Origin of the sequence: Aeromonas sp. (assembly GCF_050252055.1) — a bacterium.
GTDB lineage: Bacteria > Pseudomonadota > Gammaproteobacteria > Enterobacterales > Aeromonadaceae > Aeromonas > Aeromonas caviae.
In genome coordinates, this window is sequence record NZ_JBFWLQ010000002.1 from 233,796 (window position 1) to 260,162 (window position 26,367).

General features: G+C 62.1%; 20 protein-coding genes. 14 read left to right on the forward strand and 6 right to left on the reverse strand.

Annotation, left to right across the window (positions count from 1 at the left end; translation table 11 throughout):
- Positions 1-43: 43 nt before the first annotated feature.
- Both AB7E19_RS04720 and AB7E19_RS04725 read left to right on the forward strand, forming a co-directional pair.
- Positions 44-1,414: a leucine-rich repeat-containing protein kinase family protein gene (locus AB7E19_RS04720; RefSeq protein WP_427934679.1), complete on the forward strand. Its 1,371-nt coding sequence runs from the start codon at positions 44-46 to the stop codon at positions 1,412-1,414.
- 110 nt (positions 1,415-1,524) lie between these two features.
- Positions 1,525-2,172 (forward strand): thiopurine S-methyltransferase, encoded by a 648-nt coding sequence (locus AB7E19_RS04725; protein WP_319903215.1) that lies wholly within the window; start codon positions 1,525-1,527, stop codon positions 2,170-2,172.
- 284 nt (positions 2,173-2,456) lie between these two features.
- On the opposite strand, the gene AB7E19_RS04730 is transcribed toward AB7E19_RS04725, so the two are convergent.
- Positions 2,457-5,231: an insulinase family protein gene (locus tag AB7E19_RS04730; RefSeq protein ID WP_427934680.1), complete on the reverse strand. Its 2,775-nt coding sequence runs from the start codon at positions 5,229-5,231 to the stop codon at positions 2,457-2,459.
- A 162-nt stretch (positions 5,232-5,393) separates the two neighbouring features.
- Here AB7E19_RS04730 and sixA point away from each other — a divergent pair, with 162 nt between their 5' ends.
- The 3 genes from sixA to AB7E19_RS04745 all read left to right on the forward strand — a co-directional run bounded on the left by sixA (position 5,394) and on the right by AB7E19_RS04745 (position 7,307).
- A complete protein-coding gene (sixA, locus tag AB7E19_RS04735) occupies positions 5,394-5,861 on the forward strand; it encodes a phosphohistidine phosphatase SixA (RefSeq protein WP_069651167.1) in 468 nt (155 codons plus the stop codon).
- A gap of 133 nt (positions 5,862-5,994) precedes the next feature.
- Complete coding sequence (locus tag AB7E19_RS04740; RefSeq protein WP_005324080.1) at positions 5,995-6,201, forward strand: DUF1107 domain-containing protein; 207 nt, start codon at positions 5,995-5,997, stop codon at positions 6,199-6,201.
- A gap of 185 nt (positions 6,202-6,386) precedes the next feature.
- On the forward strand, positions 6,387-7,307 hold the full coding sequence (locus AB7E19_RS04745; protein WP_039039040.1) for a DMT family transporter: 921 nt from the start codon (positions 6,387-6,389) through the stop codon (positions 7,305-7,307).
- A 50-nt stretch (positions 7,308-7,357) separates the two neighbouring features.
- On the opposite strand, the gene AB7E19_RS04750 is transcribed toward AB7E19_RS04745, so the two are convergent.
- Positions 7,358-8,974: a peptide ABC transporter substrate-binding protein gene (locus AB7E19_RS04750; protein WP_010674562.1), complete on the reverse strand. Its 1,617-nt coding sequence runs from the start codon at positions 8,972-8,974 to the stop codon at positions 7,358-7,360.
- 373 nt (positions 8,975-9,347) lie between these two features.
- Here AB7E19_RS04750 and fbp point away from each other — a divergent pair, with 373 nt between their 5' ends.
- Positions 9,348-10,382 carry a class 1 fructose-bisphosphatase gene (gene fbp, locus AB7E19_RS04755; RefSeq protein WP_029314452.1) on the forward strand — a complete coding sequence of 345 codons (1,035 nt, stop codon included), beginning with the start codon at positions 9,348-9,350 and terminating at the stop codon, positions 10,380-10,382.
- Between the two features lie 525 nt (positions 10,383-10,907).
- Here fbp and mfd read toward each other — a convergent pair.
- Both mfd and AB7E19_RS04765 read right to left on the reverse strand, forming a co-directional pair.
- A complete protein-coding gene (gene mfd, locus AB7E19_RS04760) occupies positions 10,908-14,372 on the reverse strand; it encodes a transcription-repair coupling factor (protein WP_427934681.1) in 3,465 nt (1,154 codons plus the stop codon).
- Between the two features lie 42 nt (positions 14,373-14,414).
- A complete protein-coding gene (locus AB7E19_RS04765; RefSeq protein WP_042863798.1) occupies positions 14,415-14,990 on the reverse strand; it encodes a PilZ domain-containing protein in 576 nt (191 codons plus the stop codon).
- Between the two features lie 76 nt (positions 14,991-15,066).
- Here AB7E19_RS04765 and AB7E19_RS04770 point away from each other — a divergent pair, with 76 nt between their 5' ends.
- Genes AB7E19_RS04770 through lolE form a run of 3 tightly spaced genes read left to right on the forward strand, consistent with a single transcriptional unit; the run spans position 15,067 to position 18,282 of the window.
- Positions 15,067-16,302 (forward strand): lipoprotein-releasing ABC transporter permease subunit, encoded by a 1,236-nt coding sequence (locus AB7E19_RS04770; RefSeq protein ID WP_427934682.1) that lies wholly within the window; start codon positions 15,067-15,069, stop codon positions 16,300-16,302.
- Positions 16,303-16,342: 40 nt separating this feature from the next.
- Positions 16,343-17,041, forward strand: a complete 699-nt coding sequence (gene lolD, locus AB7E19_RS04775; protein WP_010674567.1) for a lipoprotein-releasing ABC transporter ATP-binding protein LolD — start codon at positions 16,343-16,345, stop codon at positions 17,039-17,041.
- Positions 17,041-18,282, forward strand: a complete 1,242-nt coding sequence (gene lolE / locus AB7E19_RS04780; protein WP_103243212.1) for a lipoprotein-releasing ABC transporter permease subunit LolE — start codon at positions 17,041-17,043, stop codon at positions 18,280-18,282. The genes lolD and lolE overlap by 1 nt, the downstream gene beginning before the upstream one ends.
- Before the next feature lie 130 nt (positions 18,283-18,412).
- Here lolE and yfbR read toward each other — a convergent pair whose 3' ends face one another.
- Together yfbR and AB7E19_RS04790 are read right to left on the reverse strand one after the other, a co-directional pair.
- Positions 18,413-19,003 carry a 5'-deoxynucleotidase gene (yfbR, locus tag AB7E19_RS04785; RefSeq protein WP_010674569.1) on the reverse strand — a complete coding sequence of 197 codons (591 nt, stop codon included), beginning with the start codon at positions 19,001-19,003 and terminating at the stop codon, positions 18,413-18,415.
- An 84-nt stretch (positions 19,004-19,087) separates the two neighbouring features.
- The gene (locus AB7E19_RS04790) at positions 19,088-19,522 is read right to left on the reverse strand and encodes a YccF domain-containing protein (protein WP_042016081.1); all 435 of its coding nucleotides are present in this window, start codon (positions 19,520-19,522) and stop codon (positions 19,088-19,090) included.
- 430 nt (positions 19,523-19,952) lie between these two features.
- Here AB7E19_RS04790 and tig point away from each other — a divergent pair, with 430 nt between their 5' ends.
- The 5 genes from tig to hupB all read left to right on the forward strand — a co-directional run bounded on the left by tig (position 19,953) and on the right by hupB (position 26,325).
- On the forward strand, positions 19,953-21,263 hold the full coding sequence (tig, locus tag AB7E19_RS04795; protein WP_427934683.1) for a trigger factor: 1,311 nt from the start codon (positions 19,953-19,955) through the stop codon (positions 21,261-21,263).
- Positions 21,264-21,349: 86 nt separating this feature from the next.
- Positions 21,350-21,973, forward strand: a complete 624-nt coding sequence (gene clpP, locus AB7E19_RS04800; RefSeq protein ID WP_005324106.1) for an ATP-dependent Clp endopeptidase proteolytic subunit ClpP — start codon at positions 21,350-21,352, stop codon at positions 21,971-21,973.
- Between the two features lie 70 nt (positions 21,974-22,043).
- The gene (gene clpX / locus AB7E19_RS04805) at positions 22,044-23,318 is read left to right on the forward strand and encodes an ATP-dependent protease ATP-binding subunit ClpX (RefSeq protein WP_010674573.1); all 1,275 of its coding nucleotides are present in this window, start codon (positions 22,044-22,046) and stop codon (positions 23,316-23,318) included.
- A 139-nt stretch (positions 23,319-23,457) separates the two neighbouring features.
- Positions 23,458-25,812: an endopeptidase La gene (lon, locus tag AB7E19_RS04810; protein ID WP_010674574.1), complete on the forward strand. Its 2,355-nt coding sequence runs from the start codon at positions 23,458-23,460 to the stop codon at positions 25,810-25,812.
- Between the two features lie 240 nt (positions 25,813-26,052).
- Positions 26,053-26,325: a nucleoid-associated protein HU-beta gene (gene hupB / locus AB7E19_RS04815; protein WP_005315375.1), complete on the forward strand. Its 273-nt coding sequence runs from the start codon at positions 26,053-26,055 to the stop codon at positions 26,323-26,325.
- Positions 26,326-26,367 lie beyond the last annotated feature (42 nt).

A 26,367-nucleotide genomic window follows, 5' to 3' on the forward strand; every position in this document is an offset into this window, starting at 1 on the left:
GCAGTGAGCCACCGCAAGCCCGAATGTTGACAGAGACGATCCCATGCATACCCTGGAACAGCTTCGCGCAGGCGAGCTCTGTGGCGCCCGCCACCTCAAACTTGCTGAAAATCTCGCGGTGTTCCCTCCCGAGATCCTGAGCCTCAAGGAGACCCTGGAGGTGCTGGATCTCACCGGCAACCAGCTGAGCGAGTTGCCTGACGAGCTGGCCGAATGCAAGAAGCTGCGCATCCTCTTCTGCTCCGAGAACAACTTCACCGAACTGCCCGAGGTGCTGGGGCGCTGCCCTGCGCTCACCATGGTGGGCTTCAAGGCCAACCGCATCGCGACAGTCCCGGCCGCCTCCCTGCCCGCCAGATTGCGCTGGCTGATCCTGACCGACAATGCCATCGAACGACTGCCGGACGAGCTGGGGCAGTGCGACGCCCTGCAAAAGCTGATGCTCTCGGGCAACCGGCTACATGAGCTTCCCGAGACGCTTGCCGGTTGCCACCGTTTGGAGCTTTTGCGCATCGCCGCCAACCGGCTCGAGGCGCTTCCCGAGTGGCTGCTCTCCCTGCCGCGCCTGTCCTGGCTGGCCTTTGCGGGCAACCCTTTCTGTGATGAGCAGGCGTGTCTGAACGGCACATCGGAGTTCACTACCGAGATCCCCTGGCAGGCGATCTCACTGGGGGATGTGCTCGGGGAGGGGGCATCCGGCGTCATTTATCGCGCCGAGTGGGCGAGTGCCGAAGGGCCCGGGGCGGTGGCGGTCAAGCTCTTCAAGGGGGCCGTCACCAGCGATGGCTTGCCCCTGAGCGAGATGGGGGCGTCCCTGGCCGCCGGTCGCCATCCAAACCTGGTCGGTGTGATGGGGAGAGTGAGCGATCATCCCTCCGGCATCCCGGCACTGGTGATGCCCCTGATAGACCCCGCCTTCGCTACCCTGGCGGGGCCCCCGAGCCTGGACTCCTGCACCCGGGATGTCTATGGGGCGGATCTGAACTTCACTCCGGCCCAGGTGATGGCCATGGTGCAAGGGGTGGCTGCGGCTGCCCGGCACCTGCATGAGCGGGGCATCCTCCATGGCGATCTCTACGCGCACAACCTGCTGTACTCCTTGCAGCCCGCGATGCCTCACTCGTCGCAGGAGGCACCGGGCCGGGTGCTGCTCGGTGACTTTGGTGCCGCCTCCTGTTACGACCGCGCCGATGAGGTGCTGGCCGGGCGGCTGGAGCGCCTGGAAGTGCGGGCCTTTGGCTGCCTGCTGGCCGAGCTGCTGGCGCGCTGTGATGGGAGGGACGCCGACCTTGACCCCCTTCATCGACTGGCCAGGGAGTGCGGCTTTGAGGTGCCTTCCCGGCGACCCACCTTCGCGCAGATCCTGACCCGGCTGGCAGTGATGGCGACAAGCCTGCCTGGGGTCGTGGCCTGAGGCCTGCCCATCGTGGGCCTTCTCGTGCACTGGGGCGGGATCATGGGGCTTGCGCCACTTCGGTGAAGTTGTGATAGTGATGCACCATTGCAGATGACGAGAGGAAGATGATGGAAGCGGCATTTTGGCACCAGAAGTGGAAAGAGAACCGGATTGGCTTTCATCAGGCAGATTTCAACCGCTGGCTGCAATCCTGGTGGTCGGCCCAGCAAGGGAGCGACCCCGTGCTGGTGCCCCTTTGCGGCAAGTCCCGGGACATGCTCTGGCTGCGTGAACAGGGGCATCCGGTGGATGGCTTCGAGCTCTCCGAGCTCGCCATCACCCAGTTTTTTGACGAGAACAACCTGAGTGCAGAGAAAAGCGAGGTGGGTCCCTATCAGTGCCACCGGCACGCCGATCTGCGCATCTATCAGGGGGACTTCTTCGCCGCCCCGGAGCTCGGGCAGCGTTATCGCCTGGTCTATGACAGGGCGGCCCTCATCGCCTTGCCGGGCGCCATGCGCCGCCAGTATGCCGCCCTGATGAGCCGCCTGGTGGAGGCGGGGGGGCAGGTGTTGCTGGTGACCCTCGAATATCAGCCCGAGCAGCAGCAACAGCCGCCGTTCTCGGTAGGGGAGATGGAGGTGCGCACCCTGTTTGAGCGCGACTTTGGTGTCGAGGTGCTGGGGCGTGGCGCGGAGCTGGATCACCCCAGGGTGCTCTCGGGGCAGCTCTCCTATTTCGACGAGGTGGCTTACCGGCTGATCCGCCGTGGCTGAGAGGACGCGAGGCCGTTGCCAACGAGGGAAGTGGCACTTGTTTTACCTCCTTTGACATAGATCAACGTGGAAAATCAGGGAAATGCCTAAGATGAGGCTGTTTCTCAATCACTGCTGGTGCCGACCGGTGAGCTCTGGTTTGAACGCCGGTCGAACATCAACCCAGTGTCTGATTTTCACGCTCATGTTCACTTTTGGCGGCTCTGGTCGCAATTGATTATGGTTTTTCCAGCCGACCCCACAGGGTCGGCTTTTTATTGCCTGCGCGTTGCCAACAGGGGAGGTCAGCCTTCGAAGGTGGCGGCGTTGAGCCGAAATGCCCTTGGATCGTCGACAAACTGGCCGGTGATCCGCTCGTCGTGCTCGTGGCCCAGGCCATAGCTGCAGAGGATGAGGCGATCCGAGGTGCGGGATCTCAGCTGGGTGATGAAGCGCACCAGATCGGCACGGCTGAGCCTGCCCACCTCCTCGCGTACCCGTTCACGCTGATCAAAACCCAGATCCTTGTTGCCGATGCTGACCCAGAGCCGCTGGCCGCGGCTGCGCAGGTTGGCATCCCGCTCGCTGAGCTGGGCCTGCAACCCCGCCTTGCTCTCCTGCCACTGCTGCTCGGTGAACTCCAGCATGGCCAGCGGGAAGAGATCGATGAACTCCTCCACCGCATCCAGCAGGATCTGCGGCCCCGCCACCGGCGACTGGATATAGAAGATGAGACCGGGGTGGCGGTTGAGGGGCAGGTTGCCGGCTCCCACCACGTAACCGAGCTGCTGGCGGGTGCGCAGCTCGTGGAAGAAGGTGGATGACATGATGTGGTTGGCCAGGGTGAAGCAGGCGAGATCCCGCGCCCGGGTGGTACGCGACTGGTAGTAGACCAGTAGCGCCGAGTCCTCGTGATCGCACCCCTGCTCGCGAATGAGGGTGCCTCTGTCCTGGATGGAGATGAGGGGGCGGCGGGTCTCGGCGCTGGGCTGGCTGTTGGCACCGAGGTGGCGCTCCAGCAGGGCCGCGAGTTCGAGGGCCTCGGCGGCCGTCCAGTCTCCGTGTACCAGGGCCTCCAGATGCACCCTGGCAAAGAGCTCGGAGACGAAGCCGGGCATCTCCCCGAGTTCGACGGTGCGCAGGTGGCGCAACAGCTGCTCGAAGGGCGGGTTGTTGGGTTGCAGCAAACTGGTGAGCTGGTTGAACAACTGGGAGATGGGGCGGGTCTTGGACTGGTTCTCCCAGTTGCGGATAAGCTGCTCCTTGATCTCGCTAAAGCGGGCCGGATCCGGATACCCCAGGGTGCGGTTGCCGAGGATCATGTCGAGCAGCAGCGGTTGCTTGTCGGCAAAGCCGCTGAGGTTGATGGTAAAGCCTCCCTGATGGGCATAAATCTGGTAGCCAAGGCCCGCGAGCTCCGCCGGGTAGGTGAGGGCGTTGAGGTGATCCGTGAGCAGTTCCACGGCCAGACGCGCCATGGCGATGTGACGTGGGCTCTTGACCGCATGTTCGCTGTCGACGGAGATGTAAAGGCTGCCCTTGGGCACGCTGAACTGATGCTCGTGCAGGTGCCAGAGCCGGAAACCGGGCCTGTCGATGAGGCAGGACGGCATGTCGGCGGGCAGCGCCGGCAGACGGGCGTCGAGGCGGGTGCTGATGAAGGGGTTGGGCGCCGGCAGGTGCAGGGCGGGATCCGGTTCACTCTGCTGCCAGCGGATCTTCTCGGCTTCGCTGATGCTCTGGACGCTGTAGGGTGTCTGGTACCAGCGGGCGAGGCGATCCGTACTCACTTCCGGGGCCTGGATGGTCACCCGCAGATTGTGGGGGGCCAGCTTGGCGAGGAAGCGCCGGATCAGCGGCTCATCGAACTCGCGCATCATGTAGTCGCCGTAGAGCAGATCGTCCGGCCCGTAGCTGAACAGGTTGAGCACGAGGCCGGAGACGGTGTCGAGGGCCCGGCCCCGCTCCTGGAAGCGGAAGGCGGATTCCAGCACGCTGCGCTTCTCCTCATAGCGCCAGGCCTGCACCCCACCCCGCTCGATGAGCTTCAGATAGCCAAACAGGGCGGCGATGATCTCGTCCACATGCTCAAGCCCAAGGGGGGTGAGGCCAAAGCTCACGCCAAAGTCCTTGAAGTTGGCGCCGCTGATCCCGCCGCCGGCGGCGAGCTGATTGACCCAGCCTCGCCCCTTGAGCAGAGAGAGCAGGCTGCCTTCCCCCTCATAGCCGATGAGGTGGCTCAGGAAGGTGAGGGGTTTTTTGTCGTAATACTCATCCACGCACGGCAGCGGGAAGGTCAGCGCCAGCTTGCGGGTCTCCTTGACCGGGGTCAGCTGGATGCGAATGCCGAGATCATCGAGCCGGTAGAGAGGATGGCTCAGGACCGGAGGGCCGAGGTGGCGATCCGGAATGGCACCAAAGAAGCGATCACACCAGGCCAGCTGGGTCTCGATGGGTGCCGGTGAAAGCATGACCAGCGCCATGCGATCCGCACTGTAGTGGGTTTCGTAGAACGCAATGAGGTCCGAGCGCAGATCCCGGCCGGGGAGATCCGCCAGGGTATCGAGGTTGCCCACCGAGAATTTGGAGAAGGGGTGGTCCGGATTGACCGTCTCCTTGTGCACCTGGTAGCTGCGGCGCACATCGTCCTGCAGCTTGAGGCGGTACTCGGAGTCCACCGCGTTGCGCTCCTTGTCGACCCACTCCGTAGCAAAGGTGGGGCAGATGAAGAACTGGGAGAACCGGTCGAGCCCCGCCTCGAAGAAGCCGTTGTCGATGTCGAAGAAGAAGTTGGTGAACTCGGTACCGGTCCAGGCGTTGTTGCTGCCCCCGTGACGGCTCATGAATTGCTGGTATTCACCGGGTTTGGGGTAGGTGCCGGTACCGAGAAACAGCATATGCTCGAGGAAATGGGCCATGCCCTGGCGATCCGCAGGATCGTCGAAGTGGCCGGTATTCACCGCCAGGGAGGCGGCGGATTTGTCGGTCTCGGGATCACAGATCAGCAAGACCCTGAGCCGGTTTGCCAGCTCCAGATAGTGATACCGCCGATGGTCATTGGGACTGGCATATGGGCTCATTGGGGAGGGGCTCGCGGTGAATTTATTTGAATTTAAACATGATTATCGACCCCGCTATCTTGCGAGGCAAACCCTTTTCTGAGAGGTGGCGCAATTGTTTCCCCCGGCATGGCGGGGTAAGATTCCCCCGCTATTTAAACAGGCCCCTTGGGCGAGGTTGTAATGAAAATCTACATCATGCGTCATGGCCAGGCTGGCATGAACGCAAAGACTGATGAACAGCGTCCACTGACCGAGCAAGGCATCGAAGAGTCCATCCACATGGCTGGCTGGCTGGCTCCCCAATTGGCAGGCTCCCTGAACCTGGTGATCCACAGCAACTACCTGCGTGCCAGACAGACCTGGCAGGCCATCGCCCCCGAGTTGCCCAAGGCCCTCAAGGTCGAGGAGAGCGGCGACATCACCCCCTATGGGGACCCGGCTTTCGTGGCGAGCTACCTCACTGCGCTGGCGGCGGAGCATGACAACATCCTGATGGTCAGCCACCTGCCGCTGGTGGGGTATCTGGTCCAGAGTCTCTGCCCGGCGGCAGGGGCCCCCATGTTCGCGACGTCCGGGCTGGCCTGCATCGAATGGCAAGATGGCAAAGGAGTCTTGCTCTGGCTGGAAGGACCGCATACAATACGGTAAAAGTTAATAATAAGTTACAGTTTGGTTTTTTGGGGAAGAGAGAGTCGAATTTTCCGGTTTTTTATATAAATTTAACGGAATTTTTTCGCATAAGCTGCTGTCATACGGATACAACTTCAAGAGGTTGCAAACGATGAGAGTGTTCAAGAAGTACCTGCCACTGATGGTGGCAAAACATGTCAAAACCTTCTTCAAGGGGCGGATTTACATCCACGGCAGGGGGCGCTTCGATTTCCAGTCGGGCTTGCTGATGATGCCATTGCAAGCCGACATTCCCCATCGCCAGACGGTGCTCGAGGTCAATGAACTGATTTCAAGGCTCCACATGGATGCCGCCTGAGGCGCCTCAGGCTGACCCTGGTCCCCCTCATGCCCGCCCCTGTGCGGGCATGATTGTTGATGGCGCCTGGGCGCGGCGCCAACCGTTCGCGTCATGGCGCTTCTTCCTGCGTTGGCAGGCTTGCTTATCCTGATTGCCTCTCTATACTCGCGCGCAATACCCGCCTTTTTATTCTGGATATAGCAATGCCCCTTGCCTTCCTGTTTCCCTTCTCCTGCATGGCCATCTGGGCCGGCAATGGCATCGTCAGCAAGCTGGCGGTCGGGGTGTTGTCTCCTGCGGCGCTCGCCTGGTCGCGCTGGATGGTGGCGGCCCTGGTGCTGACCCCGTTTCTGGCTCACCGGGCCTGGCGCGAGCGCCGCAAGCTGCGGGCCGGTTTCTCGAAGCTGGCGGTGCTGGCCCTGCTCGGGATGGTCTTGAACCAGACCTTTGGCTATTACGCGGCCCAGACCCTGGGGGCCACCGAGATTGGCCTGATGATGGGACTGACCCCCTTGATGACGGTGCTGCTCAGCATCTGGTTGCTGCGCGAGCGGCCCACCTGGGGGGCGCTGCTGGGAGGCGCCATCTCCATTCTGGGGCTGGCGATTTTGTTGGGGCAGGGGGATCCGGCTCGGCTGCTGACCCAGGGCATCCATATCGGTTCCGTCTACATGCTGCTCTCGGCGGCCACCTATGCGCTCTACAGCGTGCTGCTCAAGCGCTGGGATCTGGGGCTGGACAACTGGTCCATGCTCTACGGTCAGGTGCTGTGCAGCCTCCTGTTCCTCACCCCCTTCTATCTGCTGGTGGACGGGCACTGGCCCGATGGCAGCGCCCTCTGGCTCATCCTCTATGCGGGGATCCCGACCTCGGCCCTCTCGCCCTGGCTCTGGATGCAGGGCATTGCCCTGCTCGGGGCGAGCCGCACCGCCATCTTCATGAACCTGTTGCCGGTGATGACGGCCGCCCTTGCCATCAGCTGGCTCGGGGAGCGGCTCACCAGCTATCACCTCATCGGTGGCGGCATGACCCTGATGGGGGTGCTGCTGGCGCAGTTGCTGGTGAGGCCCGTGACGGTGCGAAGACGCGCCCGGCTCGCGGTGGCGGGCTGTCAGGAAAAGTAGGATAAAAAAAGACCGCCCTCGAGGCGGTCTTTTTGGTTCGGTGCCCAGCGTCACTGCGCCGTCAGATAGAGATCCTTGGCATAGACCAGGTCTTGCGGGTTCTGGTAGGGGTAGCCCTTGACGTTGGGTTTGAGCAGCCGTGATTTCACGTAGAAGTAGACAGGGGCAATGGGGGCCTCCTCGTCGATCAGCACCTCGGCCTGCTGATAGAGGCGGTTGCGCTCGGCGGGGTCCTTGGCGTCATGGGCCTTGGCCAGGAGGGCGTCGTACTCCTTGTTGAACCACTTGCCGCTGTTGGCGCTGCTGCTGGAGGTCATGATGTCGAGGAAGGTGGAGGCATCGTTGTAGTCTCCGTTCCAGGAGTAGCGGCTCACCCCGAAGTCACCCTCGTTCAGGGCCGACACCATGGTCTTCCACTCCATGTTGTTGAGCTCCGCCTTGACCCCCAGGTTGTGCTTCCACATGGAGGAGATGGCGAGCGCTATCTTCTTGTGCCCCTCGTTGGTGTTGTAGAGGATGTCCACCGTCAGCGGCTTGTCAGGGCCGTAACCCGCCTCGCCAAGCAGCGCCTTGGCCTGCTTGATGCGCTCTTCCTTGCTCATCAGCTCGCTGGCGGGGCGTTTGAGCTCGAAGCCGTCCACGCTCGGCGGGGTCAGGCTGAAGGCGGAGAGCTGCCCTTGTCCCAGGATCTTCTCCGTGATGGTGTCCCGGTCGATGGCAAGAGAGAGAGCCTTGCGCACCCTGACGTCGTCAAAGGGTTTGCGCTGGGTGTTGAACACGTAGTAGTAGGTGGCGAGCATGGGGGCGCTCACCAGCTCCTCCGGGCTCTGGCGCTTGATCTGCTGATACTGCTCCAGGGGATAGGTGGTGTAGTGCAGCTCGCTCGCACGATAGCGGTTGTAGGCCGCGGTATCGGAGACGATCTCCAGATAGATCACCTTGTTCAGCACGGTGTGCTCGTTGTCCCAGTAGTGGGGGTTGCGCTCGGCGATGAGGCGCTCGTTCGGGGTCCACTCCTTGAGGGCGAAGGCGCCGTTGGAGACGATGTTGGCCGGTTTGACCCACTCATGACCGAACTTCTCGATGGTGGCCTTGGGCGCCGGGAAGGTGGTGTAGTGGGAGAGGGTCTTGAGGAAGAAGGGGACCGGGTTTTTCAGGGTGATCTGCAGGGTGTAGTCATCGAGCGCCTTGATCCCCAGGGCATCCGGGCTCTGCTTGCCCTGCACCACGTCGCTGGCATTGGCGACGCCGGTCAGCTCGATGAACCAGGCGTAGTTGGAGGCGTTCTTGGGGTCCGCCGCCCGCTGCCAGCCATAGACGTAGTCCGCCGCCGTCACCGGCTCGCCGTTGGACCATTTGGCATCGGGTCTGAGCTTGAAGGTGTAGACGGTGCCCGTGGCATCGAGCTCGTAGCCAAGGGCGCCCGCCGCCTGCAGCTTGCCGTTGCCATCCAGGGTATAGAGCCCCTCGAACAGATCGTTGACGACGTCGCTGCCCGCGCTCTCTTCCACCATCTGGGGATCGATGGAGGCAGGCTCGGTGCCGATGTTGCGCACGAACACTTGCTGGGCGGCTGGCAGAAGCTGGGTGCCTTCAGGCACCTGGGCGGCGAGGACGGGGAGGGTGAGCAGAGCGGCAACCGCCCCGGCGATAAGCGACTTTTTCATTGAATATCCTTATGTTTTTTTGCTTCCAAAGCGCAGCCAGTGTGCGGGATTGGGGGGCAGATCTCAAGAGGGGAGCCTCTGGCGCAACATTGCCGGGCGCCAGGGGGAGCAAGGCGGGCAGCCGCGTCGGCCCGGATGCATTCTTGTCACGAATTAACCCCCCAAAAGATGCCGCATGACACCCTTGTTTCGCGCCGAAAGCCCGTGGTGGCGCGGTTTTCTGGTGATTTAAAGAACGGCTTAATTCGCTGCAAAAACAAAAAACAGGCGTTACATTGGGTTACAAAACAACGCTGCCGGAGATCGGCACTTTTTTTGCCGACACTTGCAAACGTTTTCAACGGCCAACGGAAACGATCTTAAAGGAACAAGAATGCGAAACATGATCACCATGGGCGAGTTCATCGTCAAAAAGCAGGCGGACTACCCGACCGCGACCGGCGAGCTGACCTCCTTGCTCAGCTCCATCCGCCTGGCCGCCAAGGTGGTGAACCGGGAGATCAACAAGGCGGGTCTGGCGGACATCATCGGTTCCATCGGCGCCGAAAACGTGCAGGGCGAGGTGCAGCAGAAGCTGGACGTCTACGCCAACGAGCGCTTCAAGGCGGCGCTGGAGGCCCGTGGCGAGGTGTGCGGCATGGCCTCTGAGGAGGAGGAGGACTTCGTCTCCTTCGATTCCGAGCTCTCCCGTCACTCCAAGTACGTGGTGCTGATAGACCCCCTCGACGGCTCCTCCAACATCGACGTCAACGTCTCGGTCGGGACCATCTTCTCCATCTATCGCCGGGTCAGCAAACCGGGCGCAGGGGTCACTCTGGAGGACTTCCTGCAGCCGGGTCACCGTCAGGTCGCGGCGGGCTACGTGGTCTATGGCTCCTCCACCATGCTGGTCTACACCACCGGCTTTGGGGTCAACGGCTTCACCTATGACCCCTCCATCGGCTGCTTCTGCCTCTCCCACGAGAACATCCGCATTCCGGAGGAGGGCAAGATCTACTCCATCAACGAGGGCAACTACATCAAGTTCCCGGACGGGGTGAAGAAGTACCTGAAATACTGCCAGGAGCGTGACGAGGCGACTCACAGGCCCTATACCTCCCGCTACATCGGCTCCTTGGTGTCGGATTTCCACCGCAACCTGCTCAAGGGGGGCATCTACATCTACCCGTCCGGCACCAACTCCCCGAACGGCAAGCTGCGCCTGCTCTATGAGTGCAACCCCATGGCCTTCCTGGTGGAGCAGGCCGGTGGCAAGGCGTCCGATGGCTTTGGCCGCATCATGGACATCCAGCCTACCGCCCTGCACCAGCGCACCCCCTACTTCGTCGGGTCCACCAGGATGGTGGAGCGGGCCGAGGCCTTCATGCGGGAGTTCTCCGCCCACGAGGATCCGGCCAACCAGGGCTGAGCCCGGGCCAGCGTCCCTTCGTCACGGGAGCCGTCAGGGCTCCCGTTTTTATTGGCGTGCAGGCGGGTGTAGCCAGGTTGATATGCTGACGGACTGACGGACTGACGGACTGACGGACTGACGGACTGACGGACTGATGGACTGACGCGGCGCCTCGGTTGTCGCGGTGCAATGGCTGGTGGCCCCCTGGCCGGGATGCCTGGCCGGGATATCTGGTCTGGATACGTGGGCGGGATAAATACGGCACGGGCCATCTGCGGGGCTATCGAGGCGCGTTGAACCCGTTTTTTGCCCACGATCATCCCCACATCCATCTGTTTTTCAGATGGGTTATGACTCAATGCATCGTATCAACAGATGGATTCGGCGGCAAAATGGTGCTGCCAGAAGGGCGAACCGAGGCATCGGGAGGCAAGAAGGCGGGCCGGGGGCGAGATGCCGCCCCTTGCCAGCAACGAAACGGGAGCCCTGGGGCTCCCGTTGTTGTAGGCGGCAGGTCGCGCCCTGCTGACGTCATGCTTCCCCTCAGGGGGTGGCATGGCGGGCGAGATCCGCCAGCAGGCCGTCCACCAGTTTGAGGCGCATGGCCCTGTCCTGGGTCGGTACCTGGAAGCGCAGCCGGGTCGGCCCGTCCATCTTGTAGATGCGCGGCTGCTCCGAGAGCAGCTTGACCAGATAGGCCGGGTTGACCTTGGTTTCCTGGGTAAAGTCCAGATAGCCGCCGCGCTCGCTCATCTCCACCCGGCGAATGCCCAGCGCCGTGGCGCGCTGGCGGAAGGCGGCCAGCTCCATCAGCGTCTTGGTCGGCTCCGGCAAGAGGCCGAAGCGATCGATGAGCTCCACTTTGAGCTCCCGCAGCTCCTGCTCGTCGGCGGCACTGGCGATGCGCTTGTACATGGAGAGGCGCATGTTGACGTCCGGGATGTAGTCGTCCGGGAGCAAGGCGGGCAGGCGCAGCTCCACCTCGGTGTGCTGGCTCATGAGCTGCTCCAGCGACGGCTCCTTGCCATGTTTGAGCGCCTCCACCGCCTGCTCCAGCATCTCCATGTAGAGGGTGAAGCCCACCGATTCAATTTGGCCGCTCTGATCGTCGCCCAGCAGCTCGCCCGCGCCCCGGATCTCCAGATCGTGGGTGGCGAGCGCAAAGCCGGCACCGAGATCTTCGAGGGATGCGATGGCCTCCAGCCGCTTGGCCGCATCCTTGGTCATCAGCTTGGGATGGGGGGTGAGCAGGTAGGCATAGGCCTGGTGGTGGGAGCGCCCGACCCGGCCCCGCAGCTGGTGCAGCTGGGCCAGGCCAAGGTGATCCGCCCGGTCCATGATGATGGTGTTGGCGCTCGGCACGTCGATGCCGGTCTCGATGATGGTGGTGCACACCAGCAGGTTGAAGCGCTGGTGGTAGAAGTCCGACATCACCCGCTCGAGCTCCCGCTCGCGCATCTGGCCGTGGGCGATGCCGATGCGCGCCTCCGGCACCAGCTCGGCAAGATCGGCGGCGCACTTCTCGATGCTCTCCACGTCGTTGTGCAGGTAGTAGACCTGGCCGCCACGCTTCAATTCCCGCAGTACCGCCTCGCGCACCACCGCAGGTTCGTGCTGGCGCACGAAGGTCTTGATGGCGAGCCGCTTGGCGGGCGGGGTGGCGATGATGGAGAGATCCCGCATGCCGGACATGGCCATGTTGAGGGTGCGGGGAATGGGGGTGGCGGTGAGGGTGAGGATATCCACGTCGGCGCGCAGCGCCTTGATCTTCTCCTTCTGGCGCACCCCGAAGCGGTGCTCCTCGTCGACGATGAGCAGGCCCAGATCCTTGAAGGTGAGCTCGGCGCCGAGCAGCTTGTGGGTGCCGATGATGATGTCCACCTTGCCCTCGGCCATCTCCTTCAAGACGCTGCTCTGCTCCTTGGCGGAGCGGAAGCGGCTCAGCACCTCCACCCGCACCGGCCAGTTGGCGAATCGGTCGCGGAAGTTGTCGTAGTGCTGCTGGGCCAGGAGGGTGGTGGGCACCAGCACGGCCACCTGCTTGCCGCCGTGCACCGCCACAAACGCCGCCCGCATCGCCACTTCTGTCTTGCCAAAGCCCACGTCGCCGCACACCAGCCTGTCCATGCTCTTGGCCTGGCACATGTCGCCGAGCACCGCATTGATGGCGTTGAGCTGATCCTCGGTCTCCTCGAACGGGAAGCTCGCGGCAAACTGGCGGTAGGCCTCCCGGTCGTGTTTGAAGGCAAAACCGTGACGGGCTGCCCGCATGGCATAGACATCCAGCAGCTCGGCCGCCACGTCCCGCACCTTTTCCGCCGCCTTGCGCCGCGCCTTGACCCAGGCCTCGCCGCCGAGCTTGTGGCTGGGCGGGTTGTCGGAGCCGGTGTAGCGGCTGATCAGGTGTAAACTGGTGACCGGCACGAACAGCTTGTCGCCGCCGGCGTATTCCAGGGTCAGAAACTCGGTGGGCAGGCCGCCGGCATCGATGGTCTCGAGCCCCAGGTAGCGACCGACCCCGTGATCCAGGTGCACCACCGGCTGGCCCTGGGTCAGCTCGCCCAGGTTTCGGATCACCGCATCCGAGCTCAGGTTCTTGTTCTTGTCCCGCTGGCGCTTGCTGCGGATCTTGCCGCCGAGCAGCTCGGCTTCGGTGATGAGGGCAAGGGGCGTCTGGCCGGGCTCTTGCAGCAGGAAGCCCCGCTCCAGGGGACAGACCAGCAGCCCGTGGCGCGCATCGCTCACCAGGAAGGCGTCGAGGGAAGCAAACTCCCGGGGTTGCAGGTTGATCCGTGCGAGCAGATCCCCGAGCCCCTCGCGCCGCCCCTCGGACTCCACCGCAAACAGGGTGCGCCCGGCAAAGCCTTGCAGGAAGCCGTCAAGGGCCAGCAGGGGTTGCTCCTTGCTGTGGTCGAGCTGCAGATCCGGCAGGGGGGCGAGGGGCAGATCGTGCTGACCCGTTCCGCCGTCAACGGTCGCCTCCTGCAGACGCACGGCGCCATAGTCCCCGAGGGCGGCGAAGAGCTGCTCCACCGGCAGATAGATCTGCTGGGGCGGCAGCAGGGGACGGGTGTTGTCCCAGCGCCTGTCTTCATAGCGCTGGCCGATGTCGTTCCAGAAGCGCTGGGCCGCGGGGTAGATCTCCCCCACGGTGAGCAGCAGGGTGTTTTCGGGCAGGTAATCAAACAGGCTGGCGGTCTGCTGGAAGAAGAGCGGCAGGTAGTATTCGATGCCGGCGGGCCAGCGCCCCTTGCTCACCTCCTGATAGACGGAGCCCTCGGCCCGGGAGATCTCGAACTGTTCGCGATACTGGCCACGAAACAGCTCGATGGCCCCCTCGTCGGTGGGAAATTCCCGGGCGGGCAGGAGGCTCACCGACTTCACCGGCTCGCTGGAGCGCTGGGTCTCGGGGTCGAACGGGCGGATGGAGTCCACCTCGTCGTCGAAAAAATCAATGCGATAGGGGCGGCTGCTCCCCATGGGGAAGAGATCCAGCAGGGAGCCGCGGGCGGCGAATTCGCCGTGCTCCAGCACCTGTTCCACCGCCACGTAGCCCGCCTCCGCCAGACGCCCGCGCAACTGCTGCAGGTTGAGGCGCTGGCCGCTTGTGACCATCAGGCTGTATTTGTCGAGATAAGCCTGGGGCGCCGTGCGCAGCATCAGGGTGGAGATGGGCACGATGAGCACGCCGTGGCGCATCTGCGGCAACTGGTAGAGGGTCTCGAGGCGCTGGGAGATGATGTCCTGGTGGGGAGAGAAGCTGTCGTAGGGCAGGGTCTCCCAGTCCGGGAACAGCAGCACCGGGCAATCCTGATCCGCCAGCAGGAACCCCAGTTCCTGTTCAAGGCGCAGGGCGCTCGGGGTATCGGCGGTGACCAGCAGGACGGGTCTTCGGGCTTCCCGGGTGAGGCGGGCGGCAACCAGAGCCAGGCTGCTGCCGACCAGCTGGCCGAACGTTGTCTTCTGGCCCGCTTTGGCGGGCAAGGCGGGGAGGGTCATTGGCATCATCGGAGTCTTTTACTGTTGGCGTTCTTTTGACATGGACCTGGGTTAGCGCTGACGTTCCTGGGCACGCAGCTTGAGCTGTTTCGACTGCACATGCAGGCTGGCGCGCACCAGCAGCTCCCGGTCATCCTCGCGGATGCGCACGTAGTCGAGCACCACGTGGGTGCCGTGCTCTCCGGCGTCCCGCTGCACGACCTCGCCGTAGCAGTAGACGGCGGAGGCCTCTTCCCGCAGGAAGATCTTGAGCCGCACTATCTGGTGCAGGGCGGGGGCCTCCCCGTGCCCCTGGTGGGGGTGCAGGTAGGTGAGCTGCCCGGCGCCAAAGCGCAGGGTGTGGAAGCGGTGCTCGGGGTGATCCTGGGCCGCCAGCACATAGCCCATGATCATGTCGATCTTGCGGGACTGCTGATTGATGATCTCCACCAGATCGTGCATGGACTCGTTCTGGCTGCGCAGCAACCGGCTGCTCACCAGATCGATGGAGGTGATGGCGGAGGCGATGCGAAACGGCTCGGGCAACTCGGCCTCCAGGGCCTCCAGCGTCGGCAGACGAAAGTCGGCCGGCATGGGGATCACATTGACCGGCGTGGCATGGGTGACGCTGAAGAACTGTTCCTGCATGGAGGCTATCCCTTGTTGTCATAGACGGTTTCCCTTTATTATCCGGTATCTTATTTCGTTGGCAACGTAGATATCCTTGAAGACCGGACTTTTTCAGCCACTGTCGCTGGCCATCGGCCTGCGTTATGCAGGCTCGCGACGCAGTAACCGCTTCGTCTCCTTTATCTCCCTGTTCTCCACCTTTGGCATCGCCATCGGGGTCGCCGCCCTGATGGTGGTGATCTCGGTGATGAACGGGTTCGAAGGCCAGCTCAAGGGGCGAATCCTCGGGGTGATCCCCCATGTGGTGGTGACCAATCAGGCCGGACGCATCGAGGCCGATCCCGAAGGTCTGCCCGATCTGGCCCGCTTGCCCCACGTGGTGGCCACGGCCCCCATGCTCGACAGCGAAGGCATGCTGCAAAGCCCGGGTCAGCTCACCGGCGTGAGCGTGCAGGGGATCGATCCCGCCCGCTGGCCCAAGGATGACATCCTGCACGCCCAGATGCTGGGAGGGCGCCTTGACAGCCTGCAGGCCGGTGAATACCACATCGTGCTGGGGCAGGGGGTGGCCAGCCGACTCAAGGTCTCTATCGGCGACCAGGTGCGTCTCATTCTGACCGAAGGTACCCGCTTTACCCCCTTTGGCCGGGTGCCGGCCCAGCGTCTTTTCACCGTCTCCGGCATTTTCGGGGTCGGCGCCGACGTGGACAGCCAGGTGGCACTGATTGCCCTGGGGGATGCCCAGCGCATGCTGCGCCTGCCCGCAGACAAGGTGGGCGGCATCCGCCTCTGGCTGGACGATCCCTTCGCCGCCGACGAGGTGGTGAAGACCGCGTTGCCGGACGGGCTGGAGTGGCAGGACTGGCGCCGCGAGCGCGGCGAGCTGTTCCAGGCGGTGGCCATGGAAAAACGGATGATGGGGCTGATGCTGGTGCTGATCATCGCGGTCGCCACCTTCAACATCCTCTCCGCCCTGGTGATGGTGGTCACCGACAAGGAAGGGGAGGTGGCCATCCTGCGTACCATGGGCATGAGCGAATCCGGCATCGTTAAGATCTTCATGGTGCTGGGGGCGTCGAGCGGCGTCATCGGCGCCCTGTTCGGGGGGCTGGCGGGGCTGGCGCTCTGCTTTGGCCTCAATCCTCTGCTCAATGCCCTTGGGCTCAACCTCTATATGGCGGCGGGGGGCAGCGGTCTGCCGGTCATCGTCGAGCCGGCCCAGGTCATGACCATTTTGCTGGGCGCCGTGCTGCTGAGTTTCAGTGCCACCCTTTACCCGGCCTCCCGCGCGGCCCGGGTCAAACCGGCGGAGGCGCTGCGTTATGAATAATTCATCTTCTGTTGTTACTGGTGCAAGTGGAGCCCCCGTTATGAATCAATCCGTCTCCTGCGAGCCGCTGCTGCGCTGCCAGGCCCTCAATCATGTCTACAAAGAGGGCAATCTGGAGACCCAGGTACTCAAGGGGATCGAGCTGGACGTCGCCCCCGGGGAGATGCTGGCGGTGGTGGGGAGCTCGGGCTCCGGCAAGACCACCCTGCTGCACCTGATGGGGGCGCTGGACAACCCTTCCAGCGGCGCCGTGCTGTTCAAGGGGCAGGACATCCATGGCTGGGACAGCCGCACCCAGGCGAGGTTTCGCAACCAGGAGCTGGGTTTCGTTTACCAGTTCCACCACCTGCTCTCGGAATTCAGCGCGCTGGAAAATGCGGCCATGCCGCTGCTGATCGCCGGTGAGTCGGTGGCCAGCGCCACCGAGAAGGCGAGCAAGATGCTGGGGCGGGTGGGGCTCTCCCACCGTCTCAACCACAGACCGTCCGAGCTCTCCGGTGGTGAGCGCCAGCGGGTGGCCATCGCCCGTGCCCTGGTCAACGAACCCAGCCTGGTGCTGGCGGACGAGCCCACCGGCAACCTGGATCATGCCAGCGCCACCGCCGTCTATGAGCTCTTGTGCGAGCTCAACCGCGAGCTTGGCACCGCGTTCGTGGTGGTGACCCATGACTTGAGCCTGGCCGCCAAGCTCCACCGCCGGGTCACCCTGGTGAGCGGCATCATGGCGGAGGTCGCCTGATGTTCAAGCCGCTGCCCCTGTTCCTGGGCCTGCGTTACAGCCGCTCCCGCCGCCGCAACGGCTTCATCGCCTTCATTTCGGCCTCCTCCCTCATCGGGATCGCCCTCGGGGTGATGGCCCTCATTCTTGGCCTCTCCGCCATGAACGGGTTCGAGCGGGAGCTCAAGAACCGGGTGCTCTCCGTGGTCCCCCACGGCGAGCTCATCGGCATGGAAGCGCCGCTGCCTGACTGGCCGCGGCTCAGGGACTACCTGCTGGCCCAGCCCGGGGTGGAGGCGGCTGCCCCCGTCATTCGCCTGGACGGCCTGCTGGAGCACGGCTCCGCCCTCAAGGGGGTCCAACTGCGTGCGGTGCTGCCGGAGCTGGAAGCCAATCTCTCCGATGCGGGCAACTTCATGACGGGTCGGGGTCTTCGCGAGCTGCAGGCGGGTGAACACGGGGTCATCCTCGGCAAGATCATCGCCGACAAGCTGGGGGTCAAGACGGGAGATACCGTCACCCTGCTGCTGCCCCAGGCGGGTGATGCCGCCGGCATCAAGAACCCGAAACGGGAGGTGCTCACCGTGGTAGGGCTGCTCGAGATCGGTGGCCAGCTCGACGGCCTGCTCGGCTTCATGCACCTGGCGGACGCCCAGGCCATCACCGGCATGGGCAGCGCGGTGGAGGGGTTCAGCCTCAAGGTGAGCGACGTGCTCAAGGCCCAGTCCATCACGGTGGCGGCGGCCCAGAAATTCCCACACTACGTCTATATCAGCAGCTGGATGAGCCGCCAGGGTTATCTCTATCAGGACATCCAGATGGTGCGCACCGTGATGTACGTGGTGATGCTGATGGTGGTGGCGGTGGCCTGCTTCAACATCGTCTCCACCCTGGTGATGGCGGTGAACGAGAAGCGCAGCGAGATTGCCATCTTGAAGACCATGGGGGCGAGCCCGGGCCAGATCCGGCTTACCTTCGTCATCCAGGGGATGGTGAACGGGGTGGCGGGAGCCTTGCTAGGCGCCCTGCTGGGCGGCCTGCTCTCCAGCAAGCTGACCCAGATCCTGAGCGCCATCGAAGGGGTGATCGGGCACCGTTTCCTCAATCCGGACATCTACTTCATCGACTTCCTGCCGACCGAGCTGCACATGCAGGACTTGCTCATCGTGACCGGCGCAGCCATCCTGATGAGCCTGGTGGCGACCCTCTATCCCGCCTGGCGGGCGAGCGGCCTGGTGCCATCCCGGGAACTGGGGCATTGATGCCCATGGATGTGATAAAGGGCCCTGCGGGGCCCTTTTTATTGTCACTCTTTTGTGGGGAAACCCCCGAAGTGGCGGTTATCGGGGCAATACGCAGGAGGAGATGATGCCCGGTGCCGTGTTGATGGCATCAATGGGCATTCAACTCATCGAGAGGCAGTGAAAAACTCCCCACGAAGACATCGATGAAGTAGCGCATGGCGGGGTTCATCCTGGCGTCCAGCATCTGCTCGAGGCGCTTTCGCGCGGGCTCGAACTCCCGGTTGCCGACGCTCAGCTCCTCCAGACACTTGGTGTAGGCGCAGAGGGTGTCTGCATCCTTCACCAGGCTGGTGAGGGCCTCGTCCTGGGCGCCGGAGTCGAGCAGGGGGCGAAAGTCCTCGACCAGCTCAGGCGGCAACATGCCCAGCAGGCGCTGCTCGGCGGCAAGCTCAATCTTCTTGTATTCGCGGGCGATTTCGGGATTGAAGTACTTGACCGGGGTGGGCAGATCCCCGGTCAGCACCTCGCTGCTGTCGTGGTAGAGGGCCATGACGGCGGCCCGGTCTGCATCCACCTGAGCGCCGAACAGGCGATTGCTGATAAGGCCGAGGGCGTGGGCCACCATGGCAACCTGCAAGCTGTGCTCGGCGATGTTTTCGGGCTGGATGTTGCGCATCAGGGGCCAGCGGTAGATGAGGCGCATACGGGCGAGGTTGGCAAAAAAATGGCTGGGCAGCATGGAAGACCTCGAATGGGGCAATGAAAAAGGGCAGACCCTAGTCTGCCCTTTTTTCCACCCGCAAGGATAGCCTGAGATGGGCTGTCAGCGGATGTAGCGGCCCGATTCGGCCTCGTGGTTGGTCACTATCATCTGGCCGATGGGGGCAAGGCTGATGAGGGCCAGCTTGAGGTGCTGGATGCCGAACGGGATGCCGACGATGGTGACGAAACAGGCCAGCGCCGAGGCGATGTGGCCGATGGCCAGCCAGACCCCGATGAGCACAAACCAGAGAATGTTGCCAATCAGCCCCAAGGCACCGGTGCCGATGTCGCTCTGGCCCGTCATGCTCTTGCGGCTCACCGCCTGCTTGCCAAACGGGAAGAAGGTGAAAGTGCCGATGACGAAGCAGGCGCGTCCCCAGGGGATCCCGATGAGGGAGATGAAGCAGAGCAGCCCCGCCAGCCACCAGGCCAGCCCCATGAAGACGCCTCCCAGCACGAACCAGAGCAGATTGAACAAGAAGCGGAAAAAGGACATGTGGGTGACTCCAGCAGCACGTGAATTGGCTGTCACCATAGCGAGCCCGGCCGGGGGACGCAATGGCACAGGCGAGAAGGTGGACAATTTGGGTCGCAGCACGCCATTTTTGTGCCTGATTGGCGGCGGATGGCGATCAAAATGGCCCGTTCGCCGTGAAAAAGAGTGAGCCAGTGCAAATTATTGCGGATGGAATGCTTGAACTCGGTGCAAGGCTTCCCCATATAGGAGAAAGTCTTGCGCAAATTGTGCTGTCTGTGCCCCGGATGGGGGATGTGCGGCTCGACGCGACCACTGCACGCCGCTATAATGTCGCGTCATATTTTCTCATCACAAAGACAGTCGTTGTCTTTATAAACAGGAAGACTCCGGGCTTGCCCGGGGGCAATAAAGGGTCAGCACGCAGTGCTGAGTTGAACGAGGTAAAAGAATGCAAGTTTCTGTAGAGACAACCCAGGGTCTGGAACGCCGTCTTACCATCACTGTACCGGCCGCTACCGTTGACGCCGCCGTGCGCAAAGAATTGAATGGCCTGGCCAAAACCCGTCGCATCGACGGTTTCCGTCCTGGCAAGGCTCCGGTTGCCATCATCAAGAAGATGTTCGGTGCCATGGCTCACGCCCGCGTTGCCGATGAAATGATGCAGAACAACTTCATCAAGGCCATCATCGAGAACAAACTGAGCCCGGCTGGCGCCCCGACCATGGATCCGAAAGAGATCAAAGAAGGTCAGGATTTCGAGTTCACCGCCACTTTCGAAGTGTATCCGGAGTTCGAAGTTGCCGGTCTGGAGAGCATCAAGGTCGAGAAGCCGGTTGCCACCGTGAAGGACAGCGACCTGGAAAACATGATCGACACCCTGCGCAAGCAGCACGCCACCTGGACTGAAGCCGCTGTGGCTGCCGCCAATGGCATGCGTGTGACCATGGACTTCGTCGGTTCCATCGACGGTGAAGAGTTCGACGGTGGCAAGGCTGAAGGCTTCACTCTGGAACTGGGCGCTGGCCGCATGATCCCGGGCTTCGAAGACGCCATCCTGGGCAAGAAAGCGGGCGACGAGTTCACCATCGAGGTGACTTTCCCGGCTGACTACCACGCCGAAGCCCTGAAGGGCAAGGCTGCCAAGTTTGCCTCCAAGCTGCACAAGGTTGAAGAGCAGGTGCTGCCCGAGCTGACCGAAGAGTTCGTCAAGCGTTTCGGCATCGAGAGCGGCAGCGTTGAAGAGCTGAAGGCAGAAGTGCGCAAGAACATGGAGCGCGAACTGGCCCAGGCCCTGAAAAACAGCGTGAAAGAGCAGGTACTGAACGGCCTGGTTGAAGCCAACCAGATCGATCTGCCGAAGGCTGCCGTTGCCCAGGAAATCGACACCCTGCGTCAGCAGGCTCTGCAGCGCTTCGGTGGCTTCCAGGGCGGCAACGCCCCCGAGCTGCCGACCGAGCTGTTCCAGGCCCAGGCCGAGCGCCGTGTCCGCGTTGGTCTGCTGCTGGGTGACGTCATCCGCACCAACGAGATCAAGGCTGACGACGCCCGTGTGACCAGCATCATCGAGTCCATGGCCACTGCCTACGAAGATCCGAAAGAAGTGATCGAGTACTATCAGCAGAACGAGCAGATGCTGAACGGCGTGCGCAACCTGGCCATTGAAGATCAAGCCATCGATCTGATCCTGTCCAAGGCGCAAGTCACCGAGAAAGAAGTTGCCTTCGACGAAGTGATCAACAAGTCCGGTGCCGCTGCCTAAGAACATTTGACTTAAGGTCAAAACTGTTAAGTATAATGGCTCGTGTGATCTCCACTCGGGCCATTTTATTTTAGGGACAATGCCTTATGTACAAGAACTATAACGATGTGACTGAATCCCCACGCAATGCGCTCATCCCGATGGTGGTAGAGCAAACCGCGAAAGGGGAGCGTTCCTACGACATCTATTCCCGTCTGCTGAAAGAGCGGGTGATCTTCCTGACCGGTCAGGTCGAGGATCACATGGCGAACCTGGTGGTGGCCCAACTGCTGTTCCTGGAGTCCGAGAACCCGGATCAGGACATCAGCATCTACATCAACTCGCCGGGTGGCGCCGTCACTGCGGGTATGTCCATCTATGACACCATGCAGTTCATCAAGCCGGACGTGAGCACCGTCTGCATGGGGCAGGCCTGCTCCATGGGGGCCTTCTTGCTGGCCGGTGGCGCCAAGGGCAAGCGTTTCTGCCTGCCCAATGCCCGAGTGATGATCCACCAGCCGCTGGGCGGCTTCCAGGGGCAGGCTTCTGACATCCAGATCCATGCCCAGGAGATCCTGAAAATCAAGAATACCCTGAACGATCGTCTGGCGTTCCATACCGGTCAGGACATGGCCACCATCGAGCGCGACACCGACCGTGACAACTTCATGTCCGCCGAGCAGGCCGTTGCCTATGGTCTGGTTGACGGCATCCTGAGCCAGCGCGGCTGAGCAGGGTACCCCGTCCTGTTGTAAACTCAGCAGGACGATCCATCCTCTATTGATAAAACGAGGTCGCTGAATGACAGAGAAACGCAAGGGTGAGGGCGACAAGCTGCTGTATTGCTCTTTCTGCGGCAAAAGCCAGCATGAAGTGCGCAAGCTGATCGCTGGCCCTTCCGTCTACGTATGTGATGAGTGTGTCGAGCTGTGCAACGACATCATCCGCGAAGAGATCCGCGAGATCTCTCCCAAGCGCGATGGTAGCGAGCTGCCGACCCCTCATGAGATCCGCGCCCATCTGGACGACTACGTGATCGGTCAGGAGTACGCCAAGAAGGTGCTGGCAGTGGCTGTCTACAACCACTACAAGCGTCTTCGCAGCGGCAGCGAGTCCGGTGGCGTGGAGCTGGGCAAATCCAACATTCTGCTGATTGGCCCCACCGGCAGCGGCAAGACTCTGCTGGCCGAGACCCTGGCTCGTCTGCTGGATGTGCCCTTCACCATGGCCGATGCCACCACCCTGACCGAAGCCGGTTACGTGGGCGAGGACGTGGAGAACATCATCCAGAAGTTGCTGCAAAAGTGCGACTACGACGTGGAGAAGGCTCAGCGCGGTATCGTCTACATCGACGAGATCGACAAGATCTCCCGCAAGTCGGACAACCCCTCCATCACCCGCGACGTCTCCGGTGAAGGGGTGCAGCAGGCTCTGCTGAAACTGATCGAAGGCACCATCGCCTCCGTGCCTCCCCAGGGCGGTCGCAAGCACCCGCAGCAGGAGTTTTTGCAGGTCGACACCTCCAAGATCCTGTTCATCTGTGGTGGTGCCTTCGCGGGGCTGGACAAGGTGATCGAGCAGCGCTCCGTCAAGGGCACCGGCATCGGTTTTGGCGCCGAGGTGAAATCCAAGAATGCCAAGGCAACCCTGAGCGAGAACTTTGCCAAGGTGGAGCCGGAAGATCTCATCAAGTACGGTCTCATCCCCGAGTTCATCGGTCGTCTGCCGGTGGTCGCGACCCTGACCGAGCTTGACGAGGCTGCCCTCATCCAGATCCTGAAAGAGCCGAAGAACGCGCTGACCAAGCAGTATGCTGCGCTGTTTGCCCTGGAAGAGGTTGAGCTGGAGTTTCGTGACGACGCGCTCAATGCCATTGCCCGCAAGGCCATGGAGCGCAAAACCGGTGCCCGGGGTCTGCGTTCCATTGTCGAGGCCGTACTGCTCGACACCATGTATGACCTGCCCTCCCTGAAAGGGGTCAGCAAGGTGGTGATCGACGAGACGGTGATCAAGGGAGACTCCGCGCCCCTGATGATCTACGACAATCCCGAGACTCAGGCCGCAGCCTCAGAGTAACTGTCTGATTTTTAATCACATAAAGGGGCTTTTTGCCCCTTTCATGCTTTTTACGGCCAAGGCGATTGAATCTCATCTTTGCGCCCCCATATACTCAGCCAAGCCTTTGCCAACGGTATAACAAGCCGAGAGGACATATATGAACCTAGAGCGTTCAGAACGCATCGAGATTCCCGTCCTGCCTCTTCGTGACGTGGTGGTCTATCCCCACATGGTCATTCCACTCTTTGTGGGGCGGGAAAAATCCATTCGCTGTCTGGAAGCGGCCATGGAGCAGGACAAGAAAGTACTGCTGGTGGCCCAGAAGGATGCGTCGACTGACGAACCGACGGTGGAGGAAATTTTCTCCGTCGGGACAGTGGCCAATATTCTGCAGATGCTCAAGCTGCCGGACGGCACCGTCAAGGTGCTGGTGGAGGGGGGCCAGCGTGCCCGCCTTGAGCGGATGATCGACGATCGCGACTTCTTTGTCGGGGAGGCCCAGTACATCGCGTCCGCCCCCATCGAGGAGAAGGATCAGGACGTGCTGGTGCGCTCTGCCATCGGCCAGTTCGAAGGTTACATCAAGCTCAACAAGAAGATCCCGCCCGAGGTACTCACCTCGATTTCGGCGATCGACGATGCGGCGCGCCTGGCCGATACCATGGCTGCCCACATGCCGCTCAAGCTCGAAGACAAGCAGAAGGTGCTGGAAATCGCCTCCGTGTCCGAGCGCATCGAGTTTCTGATGGCCATGATGGAGTCGGAGATCGACCTGTTGCAGGTCGAGAAGCGCATCCGCTCCCGGGTCAAGAAGCAGATGGAGAAGAGCCAGCGGGAGTATTACCTCAACGAGCAGATGAAGGCCATCCAGAAAGAGCTGGGTGAGCTGGAAGACAGCCCGGATGAATTCGAAGCCCTCAATCGCAAGATTGAAGAGGCCGGGATGCCGGAGGATGCCCGCGAGAAGGCCCAGGCCGAGCTCGCCAAGCTCAAGATGATGTCTCCCATGTCGGCGGAAGCCACCGTGGTGCGCAGCTATGTGGACTGGATGGTGCAGGTGCCCTGGAAGGCCCGCTCCAAGGTCAAGAAAGACCTGGGCAAGGCCCAGGAGGTGCTGGATGCAGATCACTATGGCCTGGACAAGGTCAAGGATCGCATCCTCGAATACCTGGCGGTGCAGGCGCGTGTGAACAAGCTCAAGGGCCCCATCCTCTGCCTGGTCGGGCCTCCCGGGGTGGGCAAGACCTCCCTGGGGCAGTCCATCGCCAAGGCCACCGGCCGCAAGTATGTGCGCATGGCCCTGGGTGGGGTGCGTGACGAGGCGGAGATCCGTGGTCACCGCCGTACCTACATCGGCTCCATGCCCGGCAAGCTCATTCAGAAGATGGCGAAAGTCGGCGTGAAGAACCCGCTGTTCCTGCTCGACGAAATCGACAAGATGAGCTCGGACATGCGTGGCGATCCCGCTTCCGCCCTGCTGGAGGTGCTGGATCCCGAGCAGAACAGCAGCTTCAACGATCACTATCTGGAAGTGGATTATGACCTGTCGGACGTGATGTTCGTGGCCACCTCCAACTCCATGAACATACCGGGTCCGCTGCTGGACCGGATGGAAGTGATCCGTCTGTCCGGTTACACCGAGGACGAGAAGCTCAACATTGCCAAGCAGCACCTGGTGGCCAAGCAGATCCAGCGCAACGGCCTGAAGCCTTCCGAGATCACCATCGAGGATTCGGCGCTGATCGGGGTGATTCGCTACTACACCCGCGAGGCGGGTGTGCGCAGCCTGGAGCGTGAAATCTCCAAAATCTGTCGCAAGGCAGTCAAACGCATCCTGCTGGACAAGAGCATCAAGCATGTTCAGGTCAACCAGGAGAACCTCAAGGAGTTCCTGGGGGTACAGCGCTTTGACTATGGCAAGGCCACCGACCAGAACCAGATTGGTCAGGTGTGCGGGCTGGCGTGGACCGAAGTGGGGGGCGATCTGCTCACCATCGAGACCACCAACATGCCGGGCAAGGGCAAGCTCACTTACACCGGTTCCCTCGGTGACGTGATGCAGGAGTCCATCCAGGCGGCCATGACGGTGGTGCGGGCCCGTGCCGAGAAGCTGCGTATCAACGGCGACTTCTACGAGAAGCGCGACATCCACGTGCACGTGCCGGAAGGGGCGACCCCGAAAGACGGCCCGAGCGCCGGTATCGCCATGTGTACCGCCCTGGTCTCCAGCCTCACCGGCAACCCGGTGCGTGCCGACGTGGCGATGACGGGTGAAATCACCCTGCGTGGCGAGGTGCTGCCCATCGGTGGTCTCAAGGAAAAACTGCTGGCGGCCCACCGTGGTGGCATCAAGCGTGTGCTGATCCCGAAAGAGAACGAACGTGACCTCGAGGAGATCCCGGCCAACGTCAAACAAGATCTTGAAATCTATCCGGTTCGCTGGATTGATGAGGTGCTTGCACTGGCGTTGCAGGACAATCCGCAAGGTTTCGAACGCGTTTCTGTCGTGTAAATGTTGATGCGCCGCAAATTTGGCGCATTCGGGGGGTGGTTAAGGCTTGCATGCACCGGACAACGGAAGTAGCCTTGACCACCGATCGGGTACTCATGATGAGTCGCAATGCGTGATGTGGCGCGGGTTTGCGCCAGATTGTCACTTGCAACTGATCAGGAGGCTTGTTATAAAACCTCCACTTGTTGTGGCCAGGGAAATCAGCGCCGCAGCGATGTTCGATAAAAGGGGAATATAAGAGTGAATAAATCTCAACTGATTGACAAGATTGCAGACGGTGCTGATATCTCCAAAGCTGCCGCTGGCCGTGCGCTGGATGCCTTCATCGATGCCGTGGGCGAAGCCCTGAAAGAGGGTGACCAGGTTGCTCTGGTTGGTTTCGGTACTTTCGCCGTTCGCGAGCGTGCAGCCCGTTCCGGCCGCAACCCGCAAACTGGTGCGACCATCGAAATCGCTGCCGGTAAAGTTCCTGCCTTCAAAGCCGGCAAGGCCCTGAAAGACGCGGTCAACTAAGCCGGTCGCTGATATCTATCGGCACCGTCCTTGGTCTCTGAC

What these genes read in the sequence shown, in the direction of transcription:
- lolD (WP_010674567.1), top strand. Translation starts at nt 16,343, where the DNA reads ATGAATCAATCCGTCTCCTGCGAGCCGCTGCTGCGCTGCCAGGCCCTC.
- AB7E19_RS04745 (WP_039039040.1), top strand. Translation starts at nt 6,387, where the DNA reads ATGCCCCTTGCCTTCCTGTTTCCCTTCTCCTGCATGGCCATCTGGGCC.
- AB7E19_RS04765 (WP_042863798.1), bottom strand. Translation starts at nt 14,990, where the DNA reads ATGCAGGAACAGTTCTTCAGCGTCACCCATGCCACGCCGGTCAATGTG.
- AB7E19_RS04725 (WP_319903215.1), top strand. Translation starts at nt 1,525, where the DNA reads ATGGAAGCGGCATTTTGGCACCAGAAGTGGAAAGAGAACCGGATTGGC.
- AB7E19_RS04790 (WP_042016081.1), bottom strand. Translation starts at nt 19,522, where the DNA reads ATGTCCTTTTTCCGCTTCTTGTTCAATCTGCTCTGGTTCGTGCTGGGA.
- AB7E19_RS04720 (WP_427934679.1), top strand. Translation starts at nt 44, where the DNA reads ATGCATACCCTGGAACAGCTTCGCGCAGGCGAGCTCTGTGGCGCCCGC.
- AB7E19_RS04740 (WP_005324080.1), top strand. Translation starts at nt 5,995, where the DNA reads ATGAGAGTGTTCAAGAAGTACCTGCCACTGATGGTGGCAAAACATGTC.
- sixA (WP_069651167.1), top strand. Translation starts at nt 5,394, where the DNA reads ATGAAAATCTACATCATGCGTCATGGCCAGGCTGGCATGAACGCAAAG.
- mfd (WP_427934681.1), bottom strand. Translation starts at nt 14,372, where the DNA reads ATGATGCCAATGACCCTCCCCGCCTTGCCCGCCAAAGCGGGCCAGAAG.
- AB7E19_RS04750 (WP_010674562.1), bottom strand. Translation starts at nt 8,974, where the DNA reads ATGAAAAAGTCGCTTATCGCCGGGGCGGTTGCCGCTCTGCTCACCCTC.
- clpX (WP_010674573.1), top strand. Translation starts at nt 22,044, where the DNA reads ATGACAGAGAAACGCAAGGGTGAGGGCGACAAGCTGCTGTATTGCTCT.
- fbp (WP_029314452.1), top strand. Translation starts at nt 9,348, where the DNA reads ATGCGAAACATGATCACCATGGGCGAGTTCATCGTCAAAAAGCAGGCG.
- yfbR (WP_010674569.1), bottom strand. Translation starts at nt 19,003, where the DNA reads ATGCTGCCCAGCCATTTTTTTGCCAACCTCGCCCGTATGCGCCTCATC.
- tig (WP_427934683.1), top strand. Translation starts at nt 19,953, where the DNA reads ATGCAAGTTTCTGTAGAGACAACCCAGGGTCTGGAACGCCGTCTTACC.
- clpP (WP_005324106.1), top strand. Translation starts at nt 21,350, where the DNA reads ATGTACAAGAACTATAACGATGTGACTGAATCCCCACGCAATGCGCTC.
- lon (WP_010674574.1), top strand. Translation starts at nt 23,458, where the DNA reads ATGAACCTAGAGCGTTCAGAACGCATCGAGATTCCCGTCCTGCCTCTT.
- AB7E19_RS04730 (WP_427934680.1), bottom strand. Translation starts at nt 5,231, where the DNA reads ATGAGCCCATATGCCAGTCCCAATGACCATCGGCGGTATCACTATCTG.
- lolE (WP_103243212.1), top strand. Translation starts at nt 17,041, where the DNA reads ATGTTCAAGCCGCTGCCCCTGTTCCTGGGCCTGCGTTACAGCCGCTCC.